Origin of the sequence: Cellulosimicrobium cellulans (genome assembly GCF_024124905.1) — a bacterium.
Classification (GTDB): Bacteria; Actinomycetota; Actinomycetes; order Actinomycetales; family Cellulomonadaceae; genus Cellulosimicrobium; species Cellulosimicrobium cellulans_G.
On record NZ_JAMXST010000005.1, the window covers coordinates 536,625 to 560,459 of the forward strand.

At 74.4% G+C, this 23,835-nt stretch carries 24 protein-coding genes and 1 pseudogene; 14 read left to right on the top strand and 11 right to left on the bottom strand.

Annotation, left to right across the window (positions count from 1 at the left end):
• Window positions 1–7 precede the first annotated feature (7 nt).
• The 4 genes from hutH to NHH00_RS17595 form a co-directional block, all read right to left on the bottom strand.
• On the bottom strand, window positions 8–1,708 hold the full coding sequence (hutH, locus tag NHH00_RS17580) for a histidine ammonia-lyase (RefSeq protein WP_253054676.1): 1,701 nt from the start codon (window positions 1,706–1,708) through the stop codon (window positions 8–10).
• A 166-nt stretch (window positions 1,709–1,874) separates the two neighbouring features.
• On the bottom strand, window positions 1,875–4,259 hold the full coding sequence (locus NHH00_RS17585; RefSeq protein ID WP_253054678.1) for an ATP-binding cassette domain-containing protein: 2,385 nt from the start codon (window positions 4,257–4,259) through the stop codon (window positions 1,875–1,877).
• Between the two features lie 208 nt (window positions 4,260–4,467).
• Window positions 4,468–4,941: a nitroreductase family deazaflavin-dependent oxidoreductase gene (locus tag NHH00_RS17590; RefSeq protein ID WP_253054680.1), complete on the bottom strand. Its 474-nt coding sequence runs from the start codon at window positions 4,939–4,941 to the stop codon at window positions 4,468–4,470.
• Between the two features lie 119 nt (window positions 4,942–5,060).
• On the bottom strand, window positions 5,061–5,351 hold the full coding sequence (locus NHH00_RS17595) for a hypothetical protein (RefSeq protein ID WP_205205596.1): 291 nt from the start codon (window positions 5,349–5,351) through the stop codon (window positions 5,061–5,063).
• 132 nt (window positions 5,352–5,483) lie between these two features.
• On the opposite strand from NHH00_RS17595, the gene NHH00_RS17600 reads away from it, so the two are divergent.
• On the top strand, window positions 5,484–6,404 hold the full coding sequence (locus NHH00_RS17600; protein WP_253054682.1) for a LysR family transcriptional regulator: 921 nt from the start codon (window positions 5,484–5,486) through the stop codon (window positions 6,402–6,404).
• Between the two features lie 6 nt (window positions 6,405–6,410).
• Here NHH00_RS17600 and NHH00_RS17605 read toward each other — a convergent pair whose 3' ends face one another.
• Together NHH00_RS17605 and NHH00_RS17610 are read right to left on the bottom strand one after the other, a co-directional pair.
• On the bottom strand, window positions 6,411–6,821 hold the full coding sequence (locus tag NHH00_RS17605) for a VOC family protein (protein ID WP_253054684.1): 411 nt from the start codon (window positions 6,819–6,821) through the stop codon (window positions 6,411–6,413).
• Between the two features lie 223 nt (window positions 6,822–7,044).
• Window positions 7,045–7,437 (bottom strand): annotated as a pseudogene (locus tag NHH00_RS17610) (helix-turn-helix transcriptional regulator); the annotation flags it as partial.
• On the opposite strand from NHH00_RS17610, the gene NHH00_RS17615 reads away from it, so the two are divergent.
• The 8 genes from NHH00_RS17615 (at window position 7,436) to NHH00_RS17650 (ending at window position 15,176) form a co-directional block, all read left to right on the top strand.
• Complete coding sequence (locus NHH00_RS17615; protein WP_253054686.1) at window positions 7,436–8,236, top strand: IclR family transcriptional regulator; 801 nt, start codon at window positions 7,436–7,438, stop codon at window positions 8,234–8,236. The pseudogene NHH00_RS17610 and the gene NHH00_RS17615 sit on opposite strands and share 2 nt — an antisense overlap.
• 137 nt (window positions 8,237–8,373) lie before the next feature.
• Entirely contained in the window at window positions 8,374–9,342 is a 969-nt protein-coding gene (locus NHH00_RS17620) for a metal ABC transporter substrate-binding protein (protein ID WP_253054688.1), read from the top strand.
• A complete protein-coding gene (locus NHH00_RS17625; RefSeq protein ID WP_253054690.1) occupies window positions 9,339–10,103 on the top strand; it encodes a metal ABC transporter ATP-binding protein in 765 nt (254 codons plus the stop codon). The genes NHH00_RS17620 and NHH00_RS17625 overlap by 4 nt, the downstream gene beginning before the upstream one ends.
• Window positions 10,100–10,972: a metal ABC transporter permease gene (locus tag NHH00_RS17630; RefSeq protein ID WP_253054692.1), complete on the top strand. Its 873-nt coding sequence runs from the start codon at window positions 10,100–10,102 to the stop codon at window positions 10,970–10,972. Before NHH00_RS17625 ends, NHH00_RS17630 begins: the two co-directional genes overlap by 4 nt.
• A 124-nt stretch (window positions 10,973–11,096) precedes the next feature.
• Window positions 11,097–11,597 (top strand): hypothetical protein, encoded by a 501-nt coding sequence (locus NHH00_RS17635; protein WP_253054694.1) that lies wholly within the window; start codon window positions 11,097–11,099, stop codon window positions 11,595–11,597.
• 139 nt (window positions 11,598–11,736) lie between these two features.
• Window positions 11,737–13,383, top strand: coding sequence for a bifunctional phosphatase PAP2/diacylglycerol kinase family protein (locus NHH00_RS17640; protein WP_253054696.1), 1,647 nt, complete (start codon window positions 11,737–11,739; stop codon window positions 13,381–13,383).
• A 165-nt stretch (window positions 13,384–13,548) separates the two neighbouring features.
• Window positions 13,549–13,851: a hypothetical protein gene (locus NHH00_RS17645; RefSeq protein WP_204538222.1), complete on the top strand. Its 303-nt coding sequence runs from the start codon at window positions 13,549–13,551 to the stop codon at window positions 13,849–13,851.
• 224 nt (window positions 13,852–14,075) lie between these two features.
• Window positions 14,076–15,176 carry an LLM class flavin-dependent oxidoreductase gene (locus NHH00_RS17650; RefSeq protein ID WP_253054698.1) on the top strand — a complete coding sequence of 367 codons (1,101 nt, stop codon included), beginning with the start codon at window positions 14,076–14,078 and terminating at the stop codon, window positions 15,174–15,176.
• A 136-nt stretch (window positions 15,177–15,312) separates the two neighbouring features.
• On the opposite strand, the gene NHH00_RS17655 is transcribed toward NHH00_RS17650, so the two are convergent.
• Window positions 15,313–16,368 carry an NAD-dependent epimerase/dehydratase family protein gene (locus tag NHH00_RS17655; RefSeq protein WP_253054700.1) on the bottom strand — a complete coding sequence of 352 codons (1,056 nt, stop codon included), beginning with the start codon at window positions 16,366–16,368 and terminating at the stop codon, window positions 15,313–15,315.
• A gap of 159 nt (window positions 16,369–16,527) precedes the next feature.
• On the opposite strand from NHH00_RS17655, the gene NHH00_RS17660 reads away from it, so the two are divergent.
• Both NHH00_RS17660 and NHH00_RS17665 read left to right on the top strand, forming a co-directional pair.
• Window positions 16,528–16,782, top strand: coding sequence for a type II toxin-antitoxin system Phd/YefM family antitoxin (locus NHH00_RS17660; RefSeq protein WP_253054702.1), 255 nt, complete (start codon window positions 16,528–16,530; stop codon window positions 16,780–16,782).
• Window positions 16,779–17,171, top strand: coding sequence for a type II toxin-antitoxin system VapC family toxin (locus NHH00_RS17665; RefSeq protein WP_253054704.1), 393 nt, complete (start codon window positions 16,779–16,781; stop codon window positions 17,169–17,171). Before NHH00_RS17660 ends, NHH00_RS17665 begins: the two co-directional genes overlap by 4 nt.
• 34 nt (window positions 17,172–17,205) lie before the next feature.
• On the opposite strand, the gene NHH00_RS17670 is transcribed toward NHH00_RS17665, so the two are convergent.
• Together NHH00_RS17670 and NHH00_RS17675 are read right to left on the bottom strand one after the other, a co-directional pair.
• Window positions 17,206–18,117, bottom strand: a complete 912-nt coding sequence (locus NHH00_RS17670) for a siderophore-interacting protein (protein WP_253054706.1) — start codon at window positions 18,115–18,117, stop codon at window positions 17,206–17,208.
• 78 nt (window positions 18,118–18,195) lie between these two features.
• A complete protein-coding gene (locus NHH00_RS17675; RefSeq protein WP_253054708.1) occupies window positions 18,196–19,071 on the bottom strand; it encodes an aldo/keto reductase in 876 nt (291 codons plus the stop codon).
• 42 nt (window positions 19,072–19,113) lie between these two features.
• Here NHH00_RS17675 and NHH00_RS17680 point away from each other — a divergent pair, with 42 nt between their 5' ends.
• Window positions 19,114–19,590 carry a MerR family transcriptional regulator gene (locus tag NHH00_RS17680; protein WP_253054710.1) on the top strand — a complete coding sequence of 159 codons (477 nt, stop codon included), beginning with the start codon at window positions 19,114–19,116 and terminating at the stop codon, window positions 19,588–19,590.
• Window positions 19,591–19,629: 39 nt separating this feature from the next.
• Here NHH00_RS17680 and NHH00_RS17685 read toward each other — a convergent pair whose 3' ends face one another.
• Window positions 19,630–20,757 (bottom strand): epoxide hydrolase family protein, encoded by a 1,128-nt coding sequence (locus NHH00_RS17685; protein ID WP_253054712.1) that lies wholly within the window; start codon window positions 20,755–20,757, stop codon window positions 19,630–19,632.
• Window positions 20,758–20,887: 130 nt separating this feature from the next.
• Between NHH00_RS17685 and NHH00_RS17690 the strand changes: the two genes are divergently transcribed.
• Both NHH00_RS17690 and NHH00_RS17695 read left to right on the top strand, forming a co-directional pair.
• On the top strand, window positions 20,888–21,838 hold the full coding sequence (locus NHH00_RS17690; RefSeq protein ID WP_253054714.1) for a helix-turn-helix transcriptional regulator: 951 nt from the start codon (window positions 20,888–20,890) through the stop codon (window positions 21,836–21,838).
• 210 nt (window positions 21,839–22,048) lie between these two features.
• Window positions 22,049–22,612, top strand: coding sequence for a GNAT family N-acetyltransferase (locus NHH00_RS17695; RefSeq protein WP_253054716.1), 564 nt, complete (start codon window positions 22,049–22,051; stop codon window positions 22,610–22,612).
• Here the strand turns inward: NHH00_RS17695 and NHH00_RS17700 are convergent.
• Window positions 22,590–23,273, bottom strand: a complete 684-nt coding sequence (locus tag NHH00_RS17700) for an AlbA family DNA-binding domain-containing protein (protein ID WP_253054718.1) — start codon at window positions 23,271–23,273, stop codon at window positions 22,590–22,592. The genes NHH00_RS17695 and NHH00_RS17700 overlap by 23 nt on opposite strands.
• Window positions 23,274–23,835 lie beyond the last annotated feature (562 nt).

Genomic DNA, 23,835 nt, shown 5'->3' on the forward strand with positions numbered 1-23,835 from the left:
CTCGGGGTCAGGCCAGGTGCCCGACGGCGGCGCTCGCCGCCGCGACCACGGCACCGCTCGTGACGAGGCGCGTCACGGCCTCGATGTCGGGCGACAGGTAACGGTCCGGTCCGGGACCGTCGACGACGGTCCGCACGAGGTCTCGCACGGCACCGGTCCCCCGCGCGGGGTGCAGGGACCCGCCGTCGCAGCGGAGGTCGAGCGCGCGCGTCGCGGTGAGCAGCTCGATCGCGAGGACGCGGCCCAGCCCGTCGACGGCGCGGCGGAGCGTGCGTGCCCCGGCCCAGCCCATCGACACGTGGTCCTCCTGCATGGCCGACGACGGGATCGAGTCGACGCTCGACGGCACCGCGAGTCGCTTGAGCTCCGAGACGATCCCCGCCGCCGTGTACTGCGCGATCATCAGGCCGGAGTCGACGCCCGGGTCGTCGGCGAGGAACGGCGGCAGACCCTCGTTGCGGGCCTTGTCGAGGAACCGGTCGGTGCGGCGCTCGCTCATGCTCGCGACGTCGGCCGCGACGATCGCGAGGAAGTCGAGCACGTACGCGACCGGCGCGCCGTGGAAGTTCCCGTTCGACTCGACGCGCCCGTCCACGGTGACGACCGGGTTGTCGATCGCCGCCGCGAGCTCCCGGCGCGCGACGGCGGCCGCGTGGTCGAGCGTGTCGCGCGCGGCGCCGTGCACCTGGGGCGCGCACCGCAGCGAGTAGGCGTCCTGCACCCGGGTGCACTCGGGCCGGCCGTCGGCGTCGAGCGTGCGGTGGCTCGCCACGACGGGCGAGCCGTCGAGCAGCGCGCGCAGGTTCGCGGCCGACGCCGCCTGGCCGGGGTGCGGTCGCATCGCCACGAGGTCGGCCGCGAACGGCGCGTCCGAGCCGAGCAGCGCCTCGACGCTCGCCGCCGCCGCGACGTCGGCCGTCGTGAGCAGGGACCGCAGGTCGTGCAGCGCGAGCGCGAGCATGCCGAGCATGCCGTCCGTCCCGTTGATGAGCGCGAGGCCCTCCTTCTCGCGCAGCGCGAGCGGCGCGATCCCGGCCGCGGCGAGCGCGTCGGCAGCGGGCACGAGGGCCCCTGTCGCGTCCCGGACCTCGCCCTCGCCGAGCGCGGCGAGCGCCACGTGCGCGAGCGGTGCGAGGTCGCCCGAGCAGCCGAGCGAGCCGAACTCCCGCACCACCGGGGTGATCCCGGCGTCGAGCATCGCGGCGTACGTCTGCGCGACGACGGGGCGCGCCCCGGTCCGCCCGGTCGCCAGGGTCGCGAGCCGCAGGAGCTGCAGCGCCCGCACGACCTCGCGCTCGACCTCCGGCCCCGACCCCGCGGCGTGCGACCGCACCAGGCTGAGCTGGAGCTGCGCGCGTCGCTCGACGGGGATGTGCCGCCGCGCGAGCGCACCGAACCCGGTCGACACGCCGTAGTGCGGGCGGTCGTCGTCCGCGAGCCCCTCCACGACGGCGCGGCTCGCCGCCATCGCCTCGACCGCCGCGTCCGCGAGCCGGACGCGCGCGCCGTGCCGCGCGACGTCGACCACGTCGTCGATCGTCAGCGGGCCGTCGCCCACCACGACCACGCGCGCGGCGTGGGCCGGGTCGGGAGCGAGGCCCGCCGTCGGGCCTGCCGTGAGGGCCGCCGTCGGGCCGGGCCCGACGGAGCCGGGCGCGCCCGCGCCGGAGCGGTCGGGGACGGCCGGGGAGTGCGTCGTCGCTGCCATGCCCCCAGCACACACCGGGCCCCGGCGCCCCGCGGGCCCGTCACGACAGGTTCCGTCTGGGATCCCAGACTCACCGCCAGGAGCCGTCCACGCCCCCGACCGCCGTCGAGCACGACATGGGGGTCGTTATCGCGCGGATGACGACCCCCATGTCGTGTTCGGCGGGTCAGGCTCCGACGTACGTCGCGAGGTGCTCGCCCGTGAGGGTGGACCTCGCGGCCACGAGGGCGGCCGGGGTGCCCTCGAAGACGACGCGGCCGCCGTCGTGGCCGGCGCCCGGGCCGAGGTCGATGATCCAGTCCGCGTGCGCCATGACCGCCTGGTGGTGCTCGATGACGATGACCGACTTGCCCGAGTCGACGATCCGGTCGAGCAGGCCGAGGAGGTTCTGCACGTCGGCGAGGTGCAGGCCCGTCGTCGGCTCGTCGAGGACGATGACGCCGCCCTTGTCGCCCAGGTGCGTCGCGAGCTTGAGGCGCTGACGCTCGCCGCCGGACAGCGTCGTGAGCGGCTGGCCGAGGCTCACGTACCCGAGGCCGACGTCGTCGAGCCGCTCGAGGATCGCCTTCGCCGCCGGGACCTTGGCCTCGCCGGACGAGAAGAACTCGCGGGCCTTCGCGACCGGGAGGTCGAGCACGTCGGCGATGTTGAGCCCGCCCAGCGTGTAGTCGAGCACCGCGGCCTGGAAGCGGCGCCCGCCGCAGTCCTCGCAGGGGGTCGAGACGGTCTCCATGAAGCCGAGCTCGGTGTAGATCACGCCCGCGCCCTTGCACTCGGGGCACGCGCCCTCGGAGTTCGCGCTGAACAGGGCGGGCTTGACGCCGTTGGCCTTCGCGAACGCCTTGCGGATCGGCTCCAGCAGCCCGGTGTACGTCGCGGGGTTGCTGCGGCGCGAGCCCTTGACCGCGCTCTGGTCGATGGTCACGACGCCCTCGCGCCGCGACACCGACCCCTCGACGAGCGAGCTCTTGCCCGACCCGGCCACCCCGGTCAGGACGACGAGCACCCCGAGCGGGATGTCGACGTCCACGTCCTGCAGGTTGTGCGCGTCCGCGCCACGGATCTCCAGCGCGCCCGACGGCGAGCGCACCTCGTCCTTGAGCGTCGCCCGGTCGTCGAGGTGGCGGCCGGTCACGGTGTCGCTCGCGCGCAGGCCCTCGACCGTGCCCTCGAACGTCACGTGCCCGCCGGCCGTGCCCGCGCCCGGGCCGAGGTCGACGACGTGGTCGGCGATGACGATCGTCTCGGGCTTGTGCTCGACGACGAGGACCGTGTTGCCCTTGTCGCGCAGCTGCAGCAGGAGGCCGTTCATGCGGTCGATGTCGTGCGGGTGCAGGCCGATGGTCGGCTCGTCGAAGACGTAGGTGACGTCGGTGAGCGACGACCCGAGGTGGCGCAGCATCTTGATGCGCTGCGACTCGCCCCCGGACAGCGTCCCTGAGGGGCGGTCGAGGCTGAGGTAGCCCAGCCCGAGCTCGACGAACGACGCGAGGTTGTCGCCGAGGGCGTCGACGACGGGGGCCATGCTCGGGTCGTCGAGGTCCCTGATCCAGGCCGCGAGGTCGGTGATCTGCATCGCGCACAGCTCGGCGATGTTCACGCCGCGGATCTTCGACGAGCGCGCCGACTCCGACAGGCGCGTGCCGCCGCAGTCGGGGCACGGCGCGAACGTCGCCGCGCGCTCGACGAACGCCCGGACGTGCGGCTGGAGCGAGTCGACGTCCTTGGAGAACATCGACTTCTGGATCTTGGGGATCAGGCCCTCGTAGGTGACGTTGATCCCCATCGCCTTGATCTTGGTGGGCTCCTTGTAGAGGAAGTCCTGCATCTGCTGGTCGGTGAACTCGCGGATGGGCCGGTCTCCCGGAAAGAACCCCGACTCGGCGAACCCGCGCACCATCCACCCGTCGGCGGTGTATCCCGGGACCTTGATCGCGCCGTCGCGCAGCGACTTGGAGTCGTCGAAGATCTCCGTGAGGTCGAGGTCGGAGACCGAGCCGCGCCCCTCGCACCGCGGGCACATGCCGCCGTGGTAGATCGCGTTGCGCACGATCGTCTTCTCGCCCGTGGCCGACGTCATGATGCCGCTCGCCTTGCGCGCGGGGACGTTGAAGGAGAACGCGGGCGGCGGGCCGATCTGCGGCTCCCCGAACCGGCTGAACAGGACCCGCAGGATCGCGTTCGCGTCGGTCACCGTCCCGACCGTGGAGCGCGGGTTCGCGCCGAGGCGCTCCTGGTCGACGACGATCGCCGTCGTCAGGCCCTCGAGCACGTCGACGTCGGGACGGTCCAGCGTCGGCATGAAGCCCTGCAGGAACGCCGGGTACGTCTCGTTGATGAGGCGCTGCGACTCGGCCGCGACCGTGTCGAACACGAGCGAGCTCTTGCCGGACCCCGAGACTCCCGTGAACACCGTGAGGCGCCGCTTGGGGATCTCGACGCTCACGTCCTGCAGGTTGTTCGACCGTGCCCCCTGGACCCGGATGACGTCGTGCCCGTCCGCGCCCCGCGGAGCCGCGGTCTGCGTTCCCGTCGTCGTTGCCGTGCTCATCGTGTCTCCTCGTCGTCGAGCCTCGTCGCGCGGCCACCGCCGATCCGGTCGACCGGCCGGTCGACGGCGCCGACCGTCCGACCTCGGCAGCCCCGTGAAAGTCTGCCCGAGAACCGGTCGGTCCGGCGCGCGGATCCTGCCGCGCCGCGCGACCGTCCGGTGCCGGGCGCGCGGCCGTCCCTGTCAGGACCGGCCACGCGGGCGCCGCTCATCGCGGCGTGAGCCGCACGAGCGGGTACTGCCGCTCGGCCTTGCTCTGGTACCGCGCGATGCGCGGCTGCTCCGTCGCGACGCGCCGCCACGCCCGCTCCCGGTCCGCGCCCGCGAGCTCGTGCGGCACCGCGGGGACGGGCGCCCTGCCGGGCAGCTCGATCGCGACGTCGCCGGGGTGGGCCACGAGGTTCGCGTGCCAGTCCGGGTTGCGGCTGCCGCCTCCCGAGGCGACCACGAGGACGGCGTCGCCCTCGTCCGGCAGCCACATGAGCGGCGTCTCGCGCGGCGCCCCGCTGCGGCGGCCCACGGTGTGCAGCACGAGGACGTCCATGCCCATGAACGTGGCCTTGCCGCCCCGGACCTTGCGGACGAGCCGCGCGTTCGAGCGGCGCTGCATCCAGCGCGAGAACCGTCCCGGCGTGCCCGGGGCGCGCCCCGCGCCGTTCGTCGTGCGTCCTTCGGTGCTCATCGTCGTCTCCTTCGTCCTCGTGGTCGGCCCCGCCCGTCGGGCCGGTCCGTGGTGCGTCGTGGTGCTGCGTCGTCGGTGCTGCGTCGACCCCGGGGGTGGCCCGGGGCCGACGGCGGTCCTCACCGCTCGTCGAGCACCTCGCCGTCGAGCGCCTCGTGGTCCGTCGTGAGGCCGAGCGTCGCCCCGACGAGCGGGACGTCGCGCGCGGCCTGGGCCGCGGTCTGCATCGCGGCGGCCGAGTCCCAGCGCCAGATGTCGAGGTACGTCCCGTCCTCGAGCCGGACGAGCGTGGCGGCGGTGAAGGCGGGGTTCGCCGCCCGCAGCCCCTGGATGAGCGCGCTGCGCTGCTCGAGCATCTGGGCCAGCCGGCCCGTCTCCACCGTGTACCGGTGCGTCCTGACGACGGCCATGGTCGTCTCCTCTCCGTCCCGCCCGGCGCCTCTCGCCGCGCCCTTCCAGGCTCGGGCCGCACGCGCGGGCGAACAACGGCCGATCCGGCAACGGTGGTTGCGCCCGGGGTTAACGAACGCGACGATCGTCGGGTGGAGCTGCGCGACATCGAGATCTTCCTGACGCTCGCCGAGGAGCTGCACTTCGGGCGCACGGCGGAGCGCCTGCACGTGTCCGCGCCCCGGGTGAGCCAGGCGATCGCCAAGCAGGAGCGCCGCATCGGCGCCCCGCTCTTCGAGCGCACCAGCCGGCGCGTCGCGCTCACGCCCCTCGGGGAACAGCTCCGGGCCGACCTCGAGGCCGGGTACCGCCGGATCCTCGAGGGCGTCGAGTCCGCCGCGAGCACCGCTCGGGCCGCGCGCGAGACCCTGACGTTCGGCGTCATGGGACCCCTGTGGCAGGAGATCGCCCCCGTCACGGCGCTGTTCCGCGCCCGCAACCCGCACGTCGACCTGCGCATGCGCGAGGTCCGCCTCGACGAGCCCTTCCGCCTCCTGCGCGACGGCGAGGTCGACGTCGCGCTCCTGTGGCTCCCCGTCGAGGAGAAGGACCTCGCGGTCGGCCCGGTGACCTTCACCGAGCCGATCGTGCTCGCCGTCGGGCGGACGCACCCGCTCGCCACGCGCTCGTCGGTGTCCGTCGCCGAGCTGGCCGACGAGAACGTCCTGCCCTCCGGGCTGCCCGTCCCCGACTACTGGGAGGACGCCGTCAGCCCCGTCCCCCGCAGCGAGCCCGACCGCGGCGACACCACCCCGACGCGCGAGGAGGTGCTGTGGCGGGTCATGTCCGGCGACGGCGTCGCGGTCGCGTGCGCCCAGGGCATCCGCTACCTGGAGCGCTCCGACGTCGCCTACGTGCCGCTCGACGAGCGGCCCGTGCTGCGCTGGGGCCTCGTCCGGCGCGCCGGTCCGATCCCGCCGCTGGTCGCGGAGTTCTCCCAGGTCGCGGCCGAGCTCGGTCCGCTCGCGCTCTCGCTCGACCTCGCGGCTGCGGGGTCGAGCGGCCGGGTCTGACGACCCTCAGCGGCGCTGCTGGATGCGGATCTCGTTGCCCGCCGGGTCCCGGAACGCGCAGTCGCGCACGCCGTAGGGCTGGTCGATCGGCTCCTGCACGACCTCCGCCCCCGCGGCCTCGATGCGCGCGAACGTCTCGTCGACGTCGGTCGTCGCGAGGTTCACCCCGAAGTAGGCGCCCTTCGCGACGATCTCCAGGAGCGCGCGCTTGTCGTCGTCGCTGAGGCCCGGCGTCGCGGCCGGCGGGTGCAGCACGATGGCGGTGTCCGGCTGGTCGGCCGGGCCCACGGTGATCCACCGCATCCCCTCGTAGCCGACGTCGTTGCGGATCTCGAAGCCGAGGACGTCGCGGTAGAAGGCCAGCGACGCGTCGGGGTCGGTCTGGGGCAGGAAGCTGGAGTTGATGGTGAGGTTCATGGGATCGACGCTAGGCGCGTCACCCGGCCCGCGCTTCTCGATTCCTGACCGGTCGCGTGACGCGGCGCGCGACGCACGCCGGCATCCCGTCGAGCCGCTCCGCGCCGGGGACGGCGGCGCTCCCGTCCGGCAGCGCCTCGACGGCGTCGGTCGCGGTGCCGGCCCCGCGCGACGCGCCCGCCGCGGCCGTCCGGGACTCCACGGGCGCGGGAGACGCGGCGTCGGCCTCCGCCGCGCGGCGCCGGTAGACGCTCGGCGGCACGCCCACGAGCTCCGTGAACCGCGTGCTGAAGGTCCCCAGCGACGAGCACCCGACGGCGAAGCACACGTCCGTGACGCTCAGGTCGCCGCGGCGCAGCAGCGCCTTCGCCCGCTCGATGCGTCGCGTCATGAGGTACGCGTACACCGACTCCCCGTACGCGGCCTTGAACTCGCGGCTCAGGTGCCCGGCCGACACGTGCACACCGGCCGCGAGCGCCGCGACGTCGAGCGGCTGCGCGTACTCGCGGTCGATCCGGTCCCGCACGCGCCGCAGCCGCGCGAGGTCGCGCAGGCGCTGGTCGTCGGGCAGGGTCGTCACGCCTCGATCGTGCCACGGCCCTACCGTGGTCCTCATGCCGAGCGACGTGCCCGCCGCGCGCCAGGCCGTCCGCGTGCTCACCTACCTCGCCGCGCAGGCCGGCCCGTCGCCCGCGGCCGCCGTCGCGCAGGGCCTCGGGCTCCCCCGGTCGACCGTGTACCACCTGCTGTCCGTCCTCGTGGACGAGGGGTTCGTGACGCACCTCCCCGAGGAGCACCGGTACGGGCTCGGGACGGCGTCCCTCGCGCTCGGCTCCGCGTACGCGCGCCAGGCACCGCTCGCCCGGCTCGCGCGGCCCGTCGTCGCGCGCCTCGTCGAGTCCACGGGCGAGAGCGCCCACCTCGCCGTCCTCAACGGGCGCGAGGTGCTCTACCTCGTCGAGCAGCGCGCGCCGCGCCGCCCCACGCTCGTGACCGACGTCGACGTCCGTCTCCCCGCCCACCTCACCGCGAGCGGGCGCGCCGTCCTCGCCGGGCTGCCCGCCGCCCAGGTGCGCGCCCTCTTCCCCAGCGCCGCCGCGTTCGCCGACCGGACCGGCGTCGGGCCGCAGACCCTGGGCGCGCTGCGCGAGGTCCTGCGCGGCGTCCGCCGGCGCGGCTGGGCCGAGGAGGACGGCGAGGTCACCCCCGGCCTCGCGTCCGTCGCCCACGCGGCGGTGGACCACACCGGCCTCCCCGTCGCCGGCATCGCCCTCACGTTCTGGGCCGACGACGCCCCACCCGCCCGCCGCGCCGAGCTCGCCGCCGCCGTCGGACGCGCCGCCACCGAGGTCAGCCGCCGCCTCGGCGCCCGCGCCACCTCGACCCGCCCGCCCGGCCCGACCGCCCCGAGGTAGAGCCGTGGTCCGCCGAAGTAGAGCCGTGGTTTTCCTCTCGCTGAACCAGGGCTCTACCTCGCGGGACCAGGGCTCTACCTCGCGAGGGGAGGCCGACGACGTTGCGCACGGCCGACGTCCCGACTAGATTTTTCGGTATGCCGAACTTTTTGACGCGGAGGTCCGTACGTCGTGCTGCCGCAGCCGTCGCGGTCCTCGCCGCAGCGACGCTGAGCGGCTGCTCGAGCGCCACGGACGCGGGGTCGGTCCCGCCCGACGACGACCGGCCCGTCGTGCTCACGACGTTCACTGTGCTCGCGGACATGGCGCAGAACGTGGCGGGCGACCACCTGCGCGTCGAGTCGATCACCAAGGTCGGGGCGGAGATCCACGGCTACGAGCCGACGCCCGGCGACGTCCGCAAGGCGGCGGACGCCGACCTGATCCTCGACAACGGCATGGGGCTCGAGGCGTGGTTCGGGCGGTTCGTCGACGGGCTCGACGTGCCGCACGTCGTCGTCAGCGAGGGCGTCGAGCCCATCGCACTGGGCGACGACACCGCCGAGGAGTACCAGGGCAAGGAGAACCCGCACGCCTGGATGTCGCCCGTGAACGCGCAGGTCTACGTGCAGAACATGGCCGACGCGTTCGCGGAGCTCGACCCGGCCCACGCCGACGACTACGCGGCGAACGCCGCGGCCTACTCCGCCGAGCTCGCCGCCGTGCACGACGAGCTCACGACGGCGCTCGACGCGCTGCCCGAGGGCCACCGCGCGCTCGTCACGTGCGAGGGCGCGTTCCCCTACCTCGCGCGCGACGCCGGGCTGGCGGAGAAGTACCTGTGGGCGGTCAACGCCGAGCAGCAGGCGACGCCGCAGTCGGTCGTCGGCGCCATCGAGTTCGTCGAGCAGCACGACGTCCCGGCCGTGTTCTGCGAGTCCACCGTCTCCGACGACGCGATGCAGCAGGTCGCGCGCGAGTCCGGCGCGGCCTTCGGCGGGACGCTCTACGTCGACTCCCTCTCCGCGCCCGACGGCCCCGTGCCGACCTATCTCGATCTCCTGCGCCACGACACCGAGACCATCGTCGCGGGCCTCACCGGCACCACCGCGGGCGGTGACGCGTGAGCGCGGGCGGGCAGGCGCCGTCGGGCACGCCCGCGATCGACGTGCGCGACCTCACCGTCCACTACGGCGACGTCCTCGCGCTCGACGGCGCGACCCTCGCCCTGGGGTCCGCGCACGGGCCGGGGACGGTGTGCGGGCTCGTGGGCATGAACGGCTCGGGCAAGTCGACGTTGTTCAAGGCGGTCATGGGCATGGTCCGCCCGGACCGCGGCACGGTCCTGGTCGACGGCGCACCCCCCGCGCGCGCCCGGCGCGCCCAGGCGGTGGGGTACGTGCCGCAGAGCGAGGACGTCGACTGGGCGTTCCCGCTGAGCGTGCGCGACGTCGTCATGACGGGCCGCTACGGCTACCAGGGCTTCACGCGGCGCACCCGGCCCGCGGACCGGGAGGCGGTCGAGCACGCGCTCGCGCGCGTCGAGCTCACCGACCTCGCCGACCGGCAGATCGGCGCGCTCTCGGGCGGGCAGCGCAAGCGCGCGTTCGTTGCCCGGGGGCTCGCGCAGGGCGCGACGATCCTCCTGCTCGACGAGCCGTTCGCCGGTGTGGACAAGCGCACGGAGGCGACCATCACCACGCTGCTGCGCGAGCTCGCGGCGGGCGGGGCGACCGTCCTCGTCTCGACCCACGACCTGCACGCGCTGCCCGAGCTCGCGGACGAGGCCGTGCTGCTCCAGCAGCGGGTTCTGCTGCACTCGACGCCCGCGGAGGTCCTGCGGCCCGAGAACCTCGCGCTCGCGTTCGGCGTGGAGGTGGCCCCGTGACCGACCTCCTCGCCACCCTCCTGGAGCCCCTGTCGTTCGAGTTCCTGCGCACCGCGCTCGCCGTCACGGTGACCGCCGGGATCGTGTGCGGCGTCCTGTCGTGCTGGCTCGTGCTCGTGGGCTGGTCCCTCATGGGCGACGCCGTCTCGCACGCCGTGCTGCCCGGCGTCGTGCTCGCCTACGTGGTGGGCGCGCCGTTCGCGCTCGGCGCGCTCGTCTTCGGGCTGCTCGCGGTGCTGCTCATCGGCGCGGTGCGCGACACGTCCCGCGTCAAGGAGGACGCCGCGATCGGGGTCGTGTTCACGACGCTGTTCGCGCTCGGCCTCGTGCTCATCTCCGTGACGCCGAGCCAGACGGACCTCAACCACATCCTCTTCGGCAACCTGCTCGGGGTGTCGCGCGCGGACCTGCTCCAGGTGCTCGCGCTCGGCGCGGTGACGCTCGCGGTCGTCGTGCTCAAGCGGCGCGACCTCACGCTCTACGCGTTCGACCCCACGCACGCGCACGCGATCGGGCTGTCCCCGCGACGGCTCGGCGCGCTGCTGCTCGGCCTGCTCGCGCTGACCGTCGTCGTCGCGCTCCAGGCGGTCGGCGTCGTGCTCGTGGTCGCGCTGCTCATCACGCCCGGCGCGACGGCCTACCTCCTCACCGACCGGTTCTCGCGGATGCTGTGGATCTCGCCGCTCGTGGCGGCCGTGTGCGGGGTCGTCGGCATCTACGTGAGCTACTACCTCGACACGGCCTCGGGTGGCACGGTCGTCGTCGCGCTGGGCGTCGCGTTCGCCCTCGCCTACCTGTTCAGCCCGCGCCACGGACTGATCGGGACGCGAGTGGCCGCCGCCCGGCGCCGCCGCCTCGCCCGGGTCTGACCTCGCGCTCGGCGCACCCCGCGCCGTTCCGGACGTGTCGCCCACGTGCGCTGTGTGCGAAATCTCCATGAATTCGCCCACGATTCCCTGGCTCTTCTCAGGTTCGACCGGGAGACTAGGTGCCATGTCAGCGAGGACGAGCGAGCCCACGACGCCGCAGCGCACGCGCACGTCAGCCCGGTTCGCCGCGGCGAGCCTGCTCGCGCTGGCCATGATGCTCCCGATGTGCGCCTCGGCGAACGCCGCGGAGGTCCAGCAGCTCATCGCGGACGCGCAGGTGCAGACCGAGACCATCGGCGACGACCTCGACCGGGTCCACGCCCAGCTCCCCGCCCTGCACCCCGTCCTCCGCAACGACGTGCTCGACGCCGTCGAGTCGGTCCAGGCCGCGACGGACGAGGCCCGATCCGCGCTCGACCGCGCGACCGACGGCGACGAGGCCGCGGACGGCCGGGCCGCCGTCGCGCTGGCCGACGCGCAGGTCGCCCTCGACGCGGCGTCCGCGCAGCTGCGCCACGTGACGGACCTCGCGCACGACGCGGGCGAGGGCGTCGCCGTCGCGCTCGAGCGGCTGCAGGCCCACATCGACGTGCTCCGCGGCGAGACGAGCCGCGCCGGGGTCTGACCCGCCTCCCGTCCCCTCGCGAGATCGACCCGAACGGTCGAGATCGACCCTCGGTGGGTCGATCACGTGACGGTGGGGTCGATCTCGGGGTGCCGACCGCCGCCGCGCGGTCCGTCGCGCGGCTTCCTACGATGGCGGGATGCCGCGCGTCACCGGGATCGTCAAGCCGCACGAGGCGTTCCCCGGGGTCGCCCGGCTCGACCGCGCGGTCAACGACTGGACCAACCGCCGCGCGCTCGGCCCCCGCGCCGACGCCGCGCTCTCGCGGCTGTCCGCCGCGGCCGACCACAGCGTCCTGTGGGCCGGGGCGGCCCTGGGCATCGCCGCGACGGGCCGGCGCGGGCGCGAGGCGGCGCTGCGCGGCTACGGCTCGCTGCTCGTCTCGAGCCTCCTGGCCAACGTCTTCGGCAAGACCGTGTTCGGCGGCGAGCGACCCTCGCTCGAGCCGCTGCCGCTGTGGCGCCGGCTCGCCGACCCGCCGACGTCGCCGTCGTTCCCCTCCGGCCACTCGGCGTCGGCGGCGGCGTTCGTCACAGGCGTCGCCACCGTGTGGCCCACGCTGGGCCTCGCCCTCGCGCCGCTCGCGGGCGCGGTGACGTACTCGCGCCTCCACACCGGCTCGCACTGGTTCTCCGACGTCGCCGCGGGCGCCGCGCTCGGAGCCGGGGTCGCCCTCGTCGGCCGGGCGCTCGTCCCCGACCGAGCCGAGCGTGGCCCCGACGTGCCCGCGGGACCGCCCGCCGTCGTCCCTGCGCTCGACGACGGCGTGGGGCTGTTCGTCGTCGTGAACCCGGCGGCGGGGTCGGGTCGTCTGCTCAAGGAGGACCCGCTCGTGGCGCTGCGCGAGGGCCTGCCCCGCGCCGAGGTGCACGTGCTCGGCGAGGGCGACGACCTCCGGCGCCTCTTCGACGACGCCGCCGGCAGGGGCGTCCGGGCGCTCGGCATCAGCGGCGGCGACGGCACCGTCTCCACGGCCGCGGCGGCGGCCCGCGCGCACGACCTCCCCCTCGCCGTCTTCCCCGGGGGCACGCTGAACCACTTCGCCCGGGCCGCCGACCTCACCTCGATGAGCGCGACGGCGGCCGCCGTCCGCACGGGATCCGGCGTGACGATCGATGTCGCGGACCTCGAGGTCGACGGGCAGGACGGACCGTCGCGGACCGTGCTCAACACCTTCTCGGCGGGCGTCTACCCGGAGCTCGTCACGGAGCGCGAGAAGCACGAGCACCGTCTGGGCAAGTGGCCGGCGGCAGTCCTGGCCGCGGCACGGGTCCTGCGGCGGGCCCACCGTGTGCGGATGGAGGTGGACGGGCACGAGGGCGAGTACTGGTCGCTCTTCGCGGGGGTCAACCGCTACTTCCCGCAGAGCCTCGCCCCGGTCGAACGGCGCCGGCTCGACGACGGGGTGCTGGACGTCCGCACCGCCCGCGCCGAGCGACGCGCGAGCCGGCTGCGCACGTTCCTCGAGGTCGCGGCGGGCGACACGGGGACGCGCCTCGCGCGGCGGGTGCCCGGTGTGCGTCGGCACCTCGTGGTCGACGCGACGACCGTCCCGGCGCTCGAGCTCCGGTTCCCCGCCCGGGGCGCGGTCGTCGGCCCAGGCAGGTCCGCGCCCGACGACGGGACCTCGCCCACGGCCGCCGGGTCGCCGCCCGTCGTGCTCGCGCACGACGGCGAGACGCTCGCGCTCGACGCGGTCGCGGACGCCGAGCCGGTGACCGTCCGTCTCACCATGCGGCCCGGCGCGGTGCGCCTCTACGCGCCGAGCGACCCGACCGCCGGGTAGCGCGCCTGATCCATACTATTTGTCCGCCTTTCACGGACATCGGGGAGAACTCCCCCTGTTCAGACACACACGACATGGCCCACAATGAGCCCCGCACCCGCGGACGGCCCGTCCGCGCATCCTCAGGACCTGGCCTCGACGGCCCACCCAGAAAGCAGAACAACCATGGCCCAGCAGTACCCCGCCGCCCCCCAGGCCCCCGCCGGCTACGCCGCCCCGATCGAGGACCCGGGCAAGACCCTCGGCATCGTGGGCTTCGTGCTCGCGTTCGTCTTCGCCATCGCGGGCATCGTCGTCAGCGCGATCGCGCGCAAGAAGAGCAAGGAGGCGGGCTTCGACAACCAGCTCGCCAAGTGGGGCCTCATCCTCAGCATCATCTTCACGGTGCTCGGCGCCATCGGGACGATCATCTACATCGTCGCGATCGCCGCGCTCGTCGCGAACGGCGCCGTGACCTCGACGTACTGACGTCGCCGCGCCGCTGCCGGCGCACCGTCCGACGGCCGTCGTCCCACCCGGGGCGGCGGCCGTCGTCGTGATCCGCGCGCCCACGGACTGCTCCGGGCCCGTCCACCCGGCACGCTGCCCGGTCGCGGAAGATCCCACGGCCGGGCACCGTTGAGACGGCGCACGACCGCGCCGCCGGTGAGAGCACCGGTCCGCCGACGGTCGACCGACCGCAGGAGCAGACGATGACCGACACGACTCCCCCGACCCCCACCGGACCCGAGAGCACCACCGCCGGACCGCCGTCGGACCCCACGACGGTCGAGCTCGGCCTCGACACGTTCGGCGACGTGACCGCCGGTCCCGACGGCGCGCTGCTCAGCGGGGCGCGCACGATCCGCGACGTCGTCGAGGAGGCGGTCCTCGCGGACGAGGTCGGGGTCGACTTCTTCGGCGTGGGCGAGCACCACCGCGCGGACTTCGCGATCAGCGCACCGGAGGTCGTGCTCGCCGGCATCGCGACCCGGACCTCGCGGATCCGGCTCGGGTCCGCGGTGACCGTGCTCAGCTCCGACGACCCGGTGCGCGTCTTCGAGCGCTTCTCGACGCTCGACGCGCTCTCCGGCGGACGCGCGGAGGTGATCCTGGGGCGCGGGTCGTTCATCGAGTCGTTCCCGCTGTTCGGCTACGACCTCGCGGACTACGAGGTGCTGTTCGAGGAGAAGCTCGACCTGTTCGTCCACCTGCTCGACGAGGGCCCCGTCACGTGGTCGGGCACGACGCGCGCCGGGCTCGCCGACCAGGAGGTCTGGCCCAAGACGGAGAGCGGCCGGCTGCGGACCTGGGTCGGCGTGGGCGGGTCGCCCGAGTCGGTCGTGCGGACCGCACGGCACGGCCTGGGCCTCATGCTCGCGATCATCGGCGGCGAGCCCGAGCGGTTCCGCCCGTACGTGGACCTCTACCACCGCGCCGTCGAGGAGCTCGGCAACCCGGTGCTGCCGGTCGGCGTGCACTCGCCCGGCCACGTCGCCGACACCGACGAGCAGGCGCAGGAGGAGGTCTACGAGCACTTCGCGGCGATGAACAACCGGATCGGCCGCGAGCGCGGCTGGCCCGCCTACCACCGCGGACGCTTCGCCCACGACGTGCGCGACGGCTCGCTCTACGTCGGCTCGCCCGAGACGGTGGCCCGCAAGATCGCCCGCACCGTCCGCCTCCTGGGCGCGGGCCGGTTCGACCTCAAGTACTCGACCGGCACGCTGCCGCACGCGACGATGCTCCGCAGCATCGAGCTCTACGGCACCCAGGTCATCCCGCGCGTCCGCGAGCTCCTCGCAGACTCCTGAGCCGCCCGCCCCGGCCCCCCGCCCCGCCGTCGAACACGACATGAGGGTCGTTATCCGGTCGAAAGCGTCCTCCATGTCGTGTTCGACGGCGGGCGGGGTCGTGTTCGACGGCGGGCGGGGCGGCGGGGTCGGCGGGTCAGCCGGTGGCGGCTGCGCGGAGGGCGGCGGCCTCGAGGTCCGGCGGGAGGCCGACGGCGGGGCGGTCCGCGCGCTGCGGCGTCGCCTCGCCCGCGACGTCGAGTTCGCGGAGCCAGGCCCAGGTGTCGCGCACGGTCTCGTTCACGTCCCGGGGGTGGAGCCCGAGGGCGTACGCGCGCGACGTGTCGGAGCCGTGGAGCGCGTCGTGCAGCTCGCCCGGCGGAAGCCACACCGGGAGCTGGCTCCACGGCTCGATGCCCGCCGCGAGCACGGCCTCCGGCTCGACCCACACGAGCTCGGCGGGCGGGTTCCCGGCCGCGGCGGTGTCGTCGGCCGTCACGGCGACGCACGCGGCGAGCAGCTCGCCCGTCGTCGTGTGGCCCGGTGCGCTGACGACGTCGACCGGTCCCGACGCGCCCGCGAGCGCCGCATCCAGCGCGAACGCCGCGAGGTCGCGCGCGTCGACGTACTGCAGCGGCAGGTCCTCCGGACCGGGCGCGAGCACGTGCCCGCCCTGCGCGACGCGCCGGAGCCACCACGGCAGCCGCCCGACGTTCTCGCGCGGGCCGAGGATCAGCCCCGCGCGCAGCAGGACCGCCCGGTCGCCGAGCGCGTCGACGGCGGCGATCTCCGCCCCCCGCTTCGCGCGGGCGTAGTCGTCGTGGCTCGTGTCGTCCGGGTCGCCGTCGACGACCGACGCCGTCTCGTCGGCTCCGCGGGGCGTCGGGAACGGGTACACCGAGCGCGACGACACGTAGACGTACCGGCTGTCGCCGGGGATCCTGCCGGCGAGAAGCCGCGCGGCGTCGCGGACCGCCGCGGGGGCCCACGACCACGTGTCCACCGCGACGTCCCACGTCTGCGGGACGTCGCCGGCCCGCAGCGCGTCCAGGCCGTCCGCCCGGGTGCGGTCCCCCACGAGCTGTCGGACGCCGTCGGGCACGGGCGTGCTGCCGCGGTTGAGGACGGTCACGTCCCAGCCGCGGGCGAGCGCGTCGTCGACGACGGCACGTCCCACGAAGTCGGAGCCGCCGAGGACCAGGAGTCGGGTCATGGACCCACTCTGGTGTGTCGTCGACTCGCCCGCAGGCGGTTTCGCCGCGGGCAGACGGCCGGAGGCACGCGCGCTCGGACAGGTCCTCTCGACCCGGGTCCCCGCCTGCCCCACCTGGCCAGGTAACCTGGCCATGACGCCCGACACCGAGGAGGCACCGTGCAGGTCAACGTGCTCGAGGCCAAGAACAACCTCTCCCAGCTCGTGAACCGCGCCGCGGCCGGAGAGGACGTGGTCATCGCCCGCCGCGGCGTCCCGCTGGTCCGGCTCGTGCCGGTCCGCGCGGACCTCGCGCACGGCACGGGCGCGGCGATCGTCGAGTGGCTCGACGACCATCCGCCGTCCACGCGCTCGATCCGCCCCGCGGAGCAGGTCGACGCCGGTATCGAGGCCGAGCGCGAGGGCTGGGAGTGATCTACCTCGACTCGTGTCTCGTGATCTACCTGGTCGAGGGCGCGGAGCGCGGGTCCCACGTCCGCGGGCTGCTCGCCCGGCACGGCGAGGAGGAGTTCGCGATCAGCCCGCTGGTCCGGCTCGAGTGCCTCGCCGGGCCGCTCCGGTCCGGGGACGTCGAGCTCGAGGACCGGTACCGCGCGGCACTCGGGCTGTTCGCCGAGGTGCCGCTCGACGCCACCGTCTTCGAGCGTGCCACGCGTCTCCGCGCCACCTCGTCGCTCCGCACGCCTGACGCACTCCACCTCGCCGTCGCGCAGGTGCACGGGTGCACCGCCCTGTGGACGAACGACGCGCGGCTCGCCGTCGCCGGACGTGGGCTCGCGGTGGACGTGCTCCACGACGACTGACCTGGGTCCCGGGCCGAGTGCGCCGGGCACACGCTCAGTCGGGGTCGGTCGGGTCCAGGGGTGCGTCGGGGTCGAGGTTGACGACCCCGCGGCGCCAGTAGCCGTGCACCTCGACCTGGTCGGGCCGCGCCCCCGCCCGTCGTAGGTCGCGACGCACCGGGACGAGGTCGGTCGCCTCTCCGGCGCCGAACACGTACTCGTCGGCGTCGAGCGGGCCGATCGCCCGCACGGCCTCGGCGAGCTGGCCGGGACCGTCCGTGCGGTAGAGGATCTCGAGCGTCGCGCGACCGAGCTCGTCCTCGACGAACGCCTCGTCCACGTCGTCGCCGATCTCGACGATCGCCGTCACCGGCACGTCCGTCCCGACGGCGTCGACCCACCGGGCGAGCGCGGGCAGCCCCGTCTCGTCCCCGACGAGCAGCAGCCGGGCGACGCCGTCGGGCACGCCGCGGCTCGTCGTCGGGCCCGCGAGCACGACCTCGTCGCCGACGGCGGCGCCCGCAGCCCAGGCCGACGCCGGACCACCCTCGCCGGTGGGCGGCACGCCCGGGGCGTCGCCGCCGTGCAGCACCCAGTCGACGTCGACCTCCGCGACCCCGTCGACCGTCCGCGTCGCCCGCACGGTCAGCTCGCGCGAGATCGACACGACGCCGGTCGGGCGCTGGAGCGCGCCGTCCGCCGTCAGGGTCGGGGCGTGCAGGACTCCGCTCGCCGGGTCGGGCAGGAAGACCTTGACGTGGTCGTCCGGGCCGGGGGCGCGCAGCGCAGCGAGCGAGGCCAGGCGCGAGGCGTCGACGACCGGCCCGGCCGCCCGCCCGTCGTCGTGCGCGGCCGGGGCGGCGTCGCGGAACGTGATGCGCCGCAGCGCGCCGGACGTCTCCTGGACGCGGTGCACGCGGACGCGGCGGGGAACGAGGTCGAGGGTGGTGCGGGCTCGGGCGAACACCGCCCCATTCTGCGCCGAGCACGACATGAGGGTCGGTATCCGACGCTTTCCGTCCTTCAGGTCGTGCTCGACGGCGGGTCAGGTCGTGCTCGCCGCGACGGCGTCGATCAGGGCCAGGTCGTGCTCGTCGAGCACGACGTCCGCCGAGGCGAGGTTGTGCGCGAGGTGCTCGACCGACGTCGTGCCCGGGATCGGGACCACGTGCGGCCCGCGGTGGAGCAGCCACGCGAGCGCCACCTGCCGCGGGTCCAGACCGCGCCGGGTCGCGACCTCGACGAGGCCGGGAGTCGTGCGCGGGTCGAACGACACCGGGAAGTACGGGACGAAGGCGACGCCGAGCTCGCGCGTGCGCTCGACGACCGGGTCGTGGTCGCGCGTCGCGACGTTGTAGAGGTTCTGCACCGCGGCGATCGGCGGGACCTCCCGCGCCGCGTCGAGCTGCGCCGTCGTGACCTCGGACAGTCCGAGGTGGCGCACCTTGCCCTCCTCGACCAGGCGCGCGAGGGCACCGACCTGGTCCTCGAGCGGGTACGCGTCGTCCACGCGGTGGAGGGAGAGGAGGTCGATCGTGTCGCGGCCCAGACGGCGCAGGCTCAGCTCGGCCTGCTGGCGGAGGTAGGCGGGATGGCCGAGCGGGACCCACTCGTCCGGCGAGGGGCGCACGACGCCCACCTTGGTCGAGACGGCGACCGGCAGTCCGACGCCCGCGAGCGCCTCGCCCACGAGCTCCTCCCCCGCCCCGAGCGCGTACGCGTCGGCGGTGTCGACGAGGTCCACGCCGCGGTCGACCGCCGTGCGGACGAGACGGACGAGGTCGGCGCGGTCCGCGGGAGCCTGCCAGACCGGGGCGGTCGGGCCGCGCCGCTCGTCGGGTCCGTCGGCGAGGCGCATGGTGCCGAGCCCGATGCGGTGCACGGGAAGATCGCCGCCGAGAAGATGTGTTCGGTTCGTCATGGGACCGATGCTGGGGGCTCACATGCATGGGAGGGGCAAGCGATGGTGACCGAGGTCACGCTGCGCGTGGGGGACGTCGCTCGCGCGACCGGCGCGAGCGCGCGGCTGCTGCGCTACTACGAGGAGCAGGGCCTGCTCGCCCCGGCCCGATCGCCGTCCGGGCAGCGGCTGTACTCGCCCGACGACCTCGAGCGCGTCGCGCGGGTCCGCCGCCTGCTCGACGCAGGGCTGTCCACGACGGTGATCGGGCAGGTCCTCGCGTGCGCGTGCGGCGGGTCGGGCGACGTCGAACCGTGCCTCGACCCGCTCCTCCAGGAAGAGCTGGCGCGCGTCGACGCGCGCCTGGCGCAGCTCGCCGCGCACCGCGAGCGGCTCGCCGGGCTCGTCACCGAAGCACCGGCGTCGGCCAGGCCGACGTCGGGCGGGCGGTCCGGGGTCGGCGACCCGGCCGCGCCGAGCACCCGAGCCCGGCGCGACCCGGCGCTGCTGCTCGCACGGCCCGGCGGCCCGCGGTCCTGAAGGACCGCGACCGCCGGGGGCGCGCACCGCCCTGCGCGCTCATCCGAAGAACACCCGGAGGTCGGCGACGACGTCCTGCGGGACCTCGAGCGAGGCGTAGTGGCCGCCGCGCGGGAACTCGGACCAGTGCTCGATCCGGGCGTTGTCGCGCTCGGCGAAGGCGCGGATCGTCTGGAAGTCGTCCCGGAAGACGGCGACGCCGATCCGGCCCTGGCTCACGACCGGCTCGGCACCGGAGCGCTGCTCCGCGTAGTGGTAGCGCGCGGCGGTCGCGTAGGAGTTGGTGAGCCAGTAGAGCGTCGCCTGCGCGAGCACCTGGTCGGCGCTCACGAGGCTCGTCCCGTTGCCGAAGCTCTCGAACAGCTCGTGGTACGCGAGGACGGCGACGGGCGAGTCGGCGAGGCCCGCGGCCATGGTCTGCGGCCGGGACGCGTTCATCGTGTTGTAGGCGCCCACGGACTGGAACCACTGGAGGTGGCCGAGCGCCGCGTACTCCTTCTCCCCGAAGCCGTCCATCTCGCCCGGCGCACCGGACGGGAAGGAGAAGATCTGGAGCACGTGCGCGCCGCGGAAGCCCTCGGGGTCGAGGATCGCGAGCTCGCGCGAGACCATCGCCCCGCCGTCGCTGCCGTGGATGCCGTAGGACGCGTAGCCGAGGTCGCGCATGAGCGCGTCGTAGGCCCGGGCGACGCGCGCCATGGTCCAGTTCGTGTCCCCCACGACGGGCGTGGAGAACCCGAATCCCGGCATGGACGGGATCACGAGGTGGAACGCGTCCTCGGGGCGACCGCCGTGCGCGACGGGGTCGACGAGCGGGTCGATCATGTCGAGGAAGTCGAGGAACGACCCGGGGTACGAGTGCGCGAGCAGCAGCGGGGTCGCGTCCTCGTGCTGCGAGCGCACGTGCAGGTAGTGGATCGGCTGGCCGTCGATCTCGGTGCGGAAGCCCGGGTAGGCGTTGACCCGGTCCTCGACGGCGCGCCAGTCGAACGCCGTCCAGCGCCCGACCATGTCGCGCAGGTAGGACTCGGGCGTGCCGTAGTCCCAGGAGTCGCCGGGGGCGGCCGGCGCGAAACGGGTCCGCTCGAGCCGCTCGCGCAGGTCGTCCAGGTCGGCCTGCGGGACGGCGACGGAGAACGGGCGGTGCTCGAGGGTGGTGCTGCTCATGATGCCTCCTCGGTCGGAGCGGGCCTCGTGCCCTGCTCTGCTACCGACGTTACGCAGGGTTCCGGAACGTTTTCTTCCGCTATTCTGACCTGGTTCCGACTTTCTTCCGGCGGCCCCTCGGAGGGACCTCGTGGCTTCCACCTCCGCCCGCATGCTCGCGCTGCTCGGGCTGCTCCAGTCCCGCCCCGACTGGTCGGGCGCCGACCTCGCCGCCCGGCTCGACGTCACCGACCGCACCGTCCGCAACGACGTCGCCCGGCTGCGCGAGCTCGGCTACCCCGTCGACGCCGTGCGCGGCCCGGGCGGCCGGTACCGGCTGGGGGCGGGTGCACGACTCCCCCCGCTCCTGCTCGACGACGCCGAGGCCGTCGCGGTCGCCGTCGGGCTGCGGGCCGCGACCGGCACCGCGGGCTTCGAGGAGTCCGGGGCGTCCGCGCTCGCGAAGCTCGAGCAGGTCATGCCCGACCGCCTACGCCGTCGCCTCTCCGCGCTGCGGTCCGCGAGCGCCGCCGGCCCCGCGAACACCGACTCGAACGTCGAGGACCCGGTCGTCGACCCGGACACGCTGACCGCCCTCGCCGACGCCGTGCGCGACCACCAGGGCCTGCGCTGCTTCTACCAGGACGAGCCGGTCGAGCTCGAGCCGTACCGCCTCGTCGCGTGGCAGCGCCGCTGGTTCCTCGTCGCGCGCGACCCGACGACGGGTGCGTGGGCTCCGTACCGCGTCGACTGGCTGGTGCTGCGCGTGCCGGGCGGGAGGCGGTTCACGCCGGTGAGCTTCCCCGGGGACATGACGGAGTTCGTCGTGCGGGAGGTCGCGCGCACGGGATGGGCCGTGCACGCCCGGATCGTCGTGGACGCGCCGGCCGAGGAGGTCCTGCGACGCATCAACCCGACCGTGGGCACGGTCGAGCCGCTCGACGACGACCGCTGCGTCCTCGTCACCGGCGGCGACAGCGTCGAGGTCGTCGCGGTGTGGGTCGGCATGCTCGGCCTCGACTTCCACGTGACGGAGCCGCCGGCCCTCGCCGACCACGTCCGCACTCTGGCAACCCGCTACGCCCGAGCGACCCCCGACTGACCCGTCAGCACCGACTGCCTCGGCGTCCCCTTCCGCCGCAGCCGGAACCCCGACTGCCGCCGAACACGACCTGGAGGTCGTTATCGGCCCCTTTCCGTCCTTCAGGTCGTGCTCGACGGCGGGTGGGGTCGTTCTCGGCGCCGGTCGGTCCTGGGCGGGGCCCGACGGCGGCGCTCGCCCGCGGGGGCGGGCGCGCCTAGCGTGTGGGGGATGGACGTGGAGGTGCGCTCCGCCGTCGGGCGCTACGACGACTTCGCCACCGTGGTCGGACCGCGGAAGGCCGGGGTGCGCGGGTGCTGGTGCATGTCCTACCGCGACAGCCGGGTCAGCGCCGAGGACCGCCCCGGCTTCATGGCCGACCTGTGCACGACCGAGCCGGGGCCGGGCGTGCTCGCGTACGTCGACGGCGAGGTCGCGGGCTGGTGCTCCGTCGCGCCGCGCAGCACGTACCGGCGGCTCATGAACGCCCGGACCATCCCGTTCGTCGACGACCTCGACGCGTGGAGCGCGGTGTGCTTCGTCGTCCGGGCCGGGTACCGGCACCGCGGGCTGATGCACCACCTGCTCGCGGGGGCCGTCGAGCACGCCGCAGCGCACGGCGCGCCCGCGGTCGAGGGCTATCCCGTCGACGCGGGCGGCGAGCGCGTCGACGTCATCTCCGGGTACGTCGGCACCGTCGCGCTATTCGAGCGGGCCGGGTTCGTGCGCGCGGCCCCGACCACCGGCGTGAGCGGCGGCGTGCCGCGCGTCGTCATGCGCCGCGCGCTCGGCTGACCCTTTGCGCCGGGTGTTGCACGTGCTTGCGGGGCGTCGCGAGTCCCTCCACGCCGAGGGCGCGGAGCAGCTCGGCGGTCGCCATGCGCGCCCTCTCACGCCGACGAGGGTCGACCGAGCGCTCGAGCCGGGAGCGGGCGATCGCGACCGCAACCTCGTCGACGTCCTGCACCGAGACCCCTGCGTCGTGCGCGGACCAGTCATCTCCCTGGCGCTCGGCGACGAGGGAGGCGATTCGGTGCGTCGACATCGGCCTGCACGAGGTACCGACCCGTTCGGTGGGCATCTTCGACTTGACCTTGTGGACCGTGACACCGCGTTGCACGTGGATGACCAGCACCTCGCCGCACGCGTGCGCGACATCGTCCACGTCGGCGAGGATCGACGGGTCGGTCAGCTCGTAGATGCGGCGCCTCGTCGCATCGACATCGAGGTCGTGCCCGACGAACGCGTCCGGACCGGGTACACGTTCGGCTACGCCGACGACAACCGTGCCTCCGCCCGCGTTGGCGAAGCAGGCTACAGCGTCGGCAAGATCGTCTGGCGCGTCCTGGACGGATCGACGGTTCTGCGTCTTGAAGTCCGGCACCGACGTCTCTAGCGCGTCGGCAGTGCTGCCCGCGGCGATCAGGTCCAGCACTGCGTCGAGCTCGTCGCGCACCATCGTTTCTCCCCGATTTTGCGCTGCCCTGTCATGCCAGGGCAGCGCAAAAGTCCGGAGAAATGCGGGTCGGTTGGTTGACCGGTTCTTCATCAGCGGGGCTCCGCGCACACCCACAGACCCCAGAACAGGGCCCCGACCTGCGCCGACACCCGCTCGAACGCATGAGTCGTCGTTTGATGCTTGCTTCACTGTCGTGTCGTTCTCACCGGCTCTGGATGGTCCGGACCACGAAGCACTTGAGCGTCAGTGGCTCCTGTCATCCTGATGGGCTGCGGTGACGAGGCACCGCAGGGCGGCCGGCGCAGACGTTCCCGGCCCGAGGAGTGGTCCGATGTGCACCACGACATGCCAGACCGCGCGATGGCCGTTCTGCCGCTGCGAGTGCGGCGGGGCGAACCATGGCACGCTCAGCCCGTTCGGACGACTGGTCCCCCTCTTCCCCTGGCCGACGGGCCGGAAGAACCGGGAACGATCCGCACCGTCCGCCATGCTGTCCCCGGATGCCCGCTCGGCGGCGATGATCGCCGCCGAGCCCACGACCAGGGGTGAGCGACTTCGA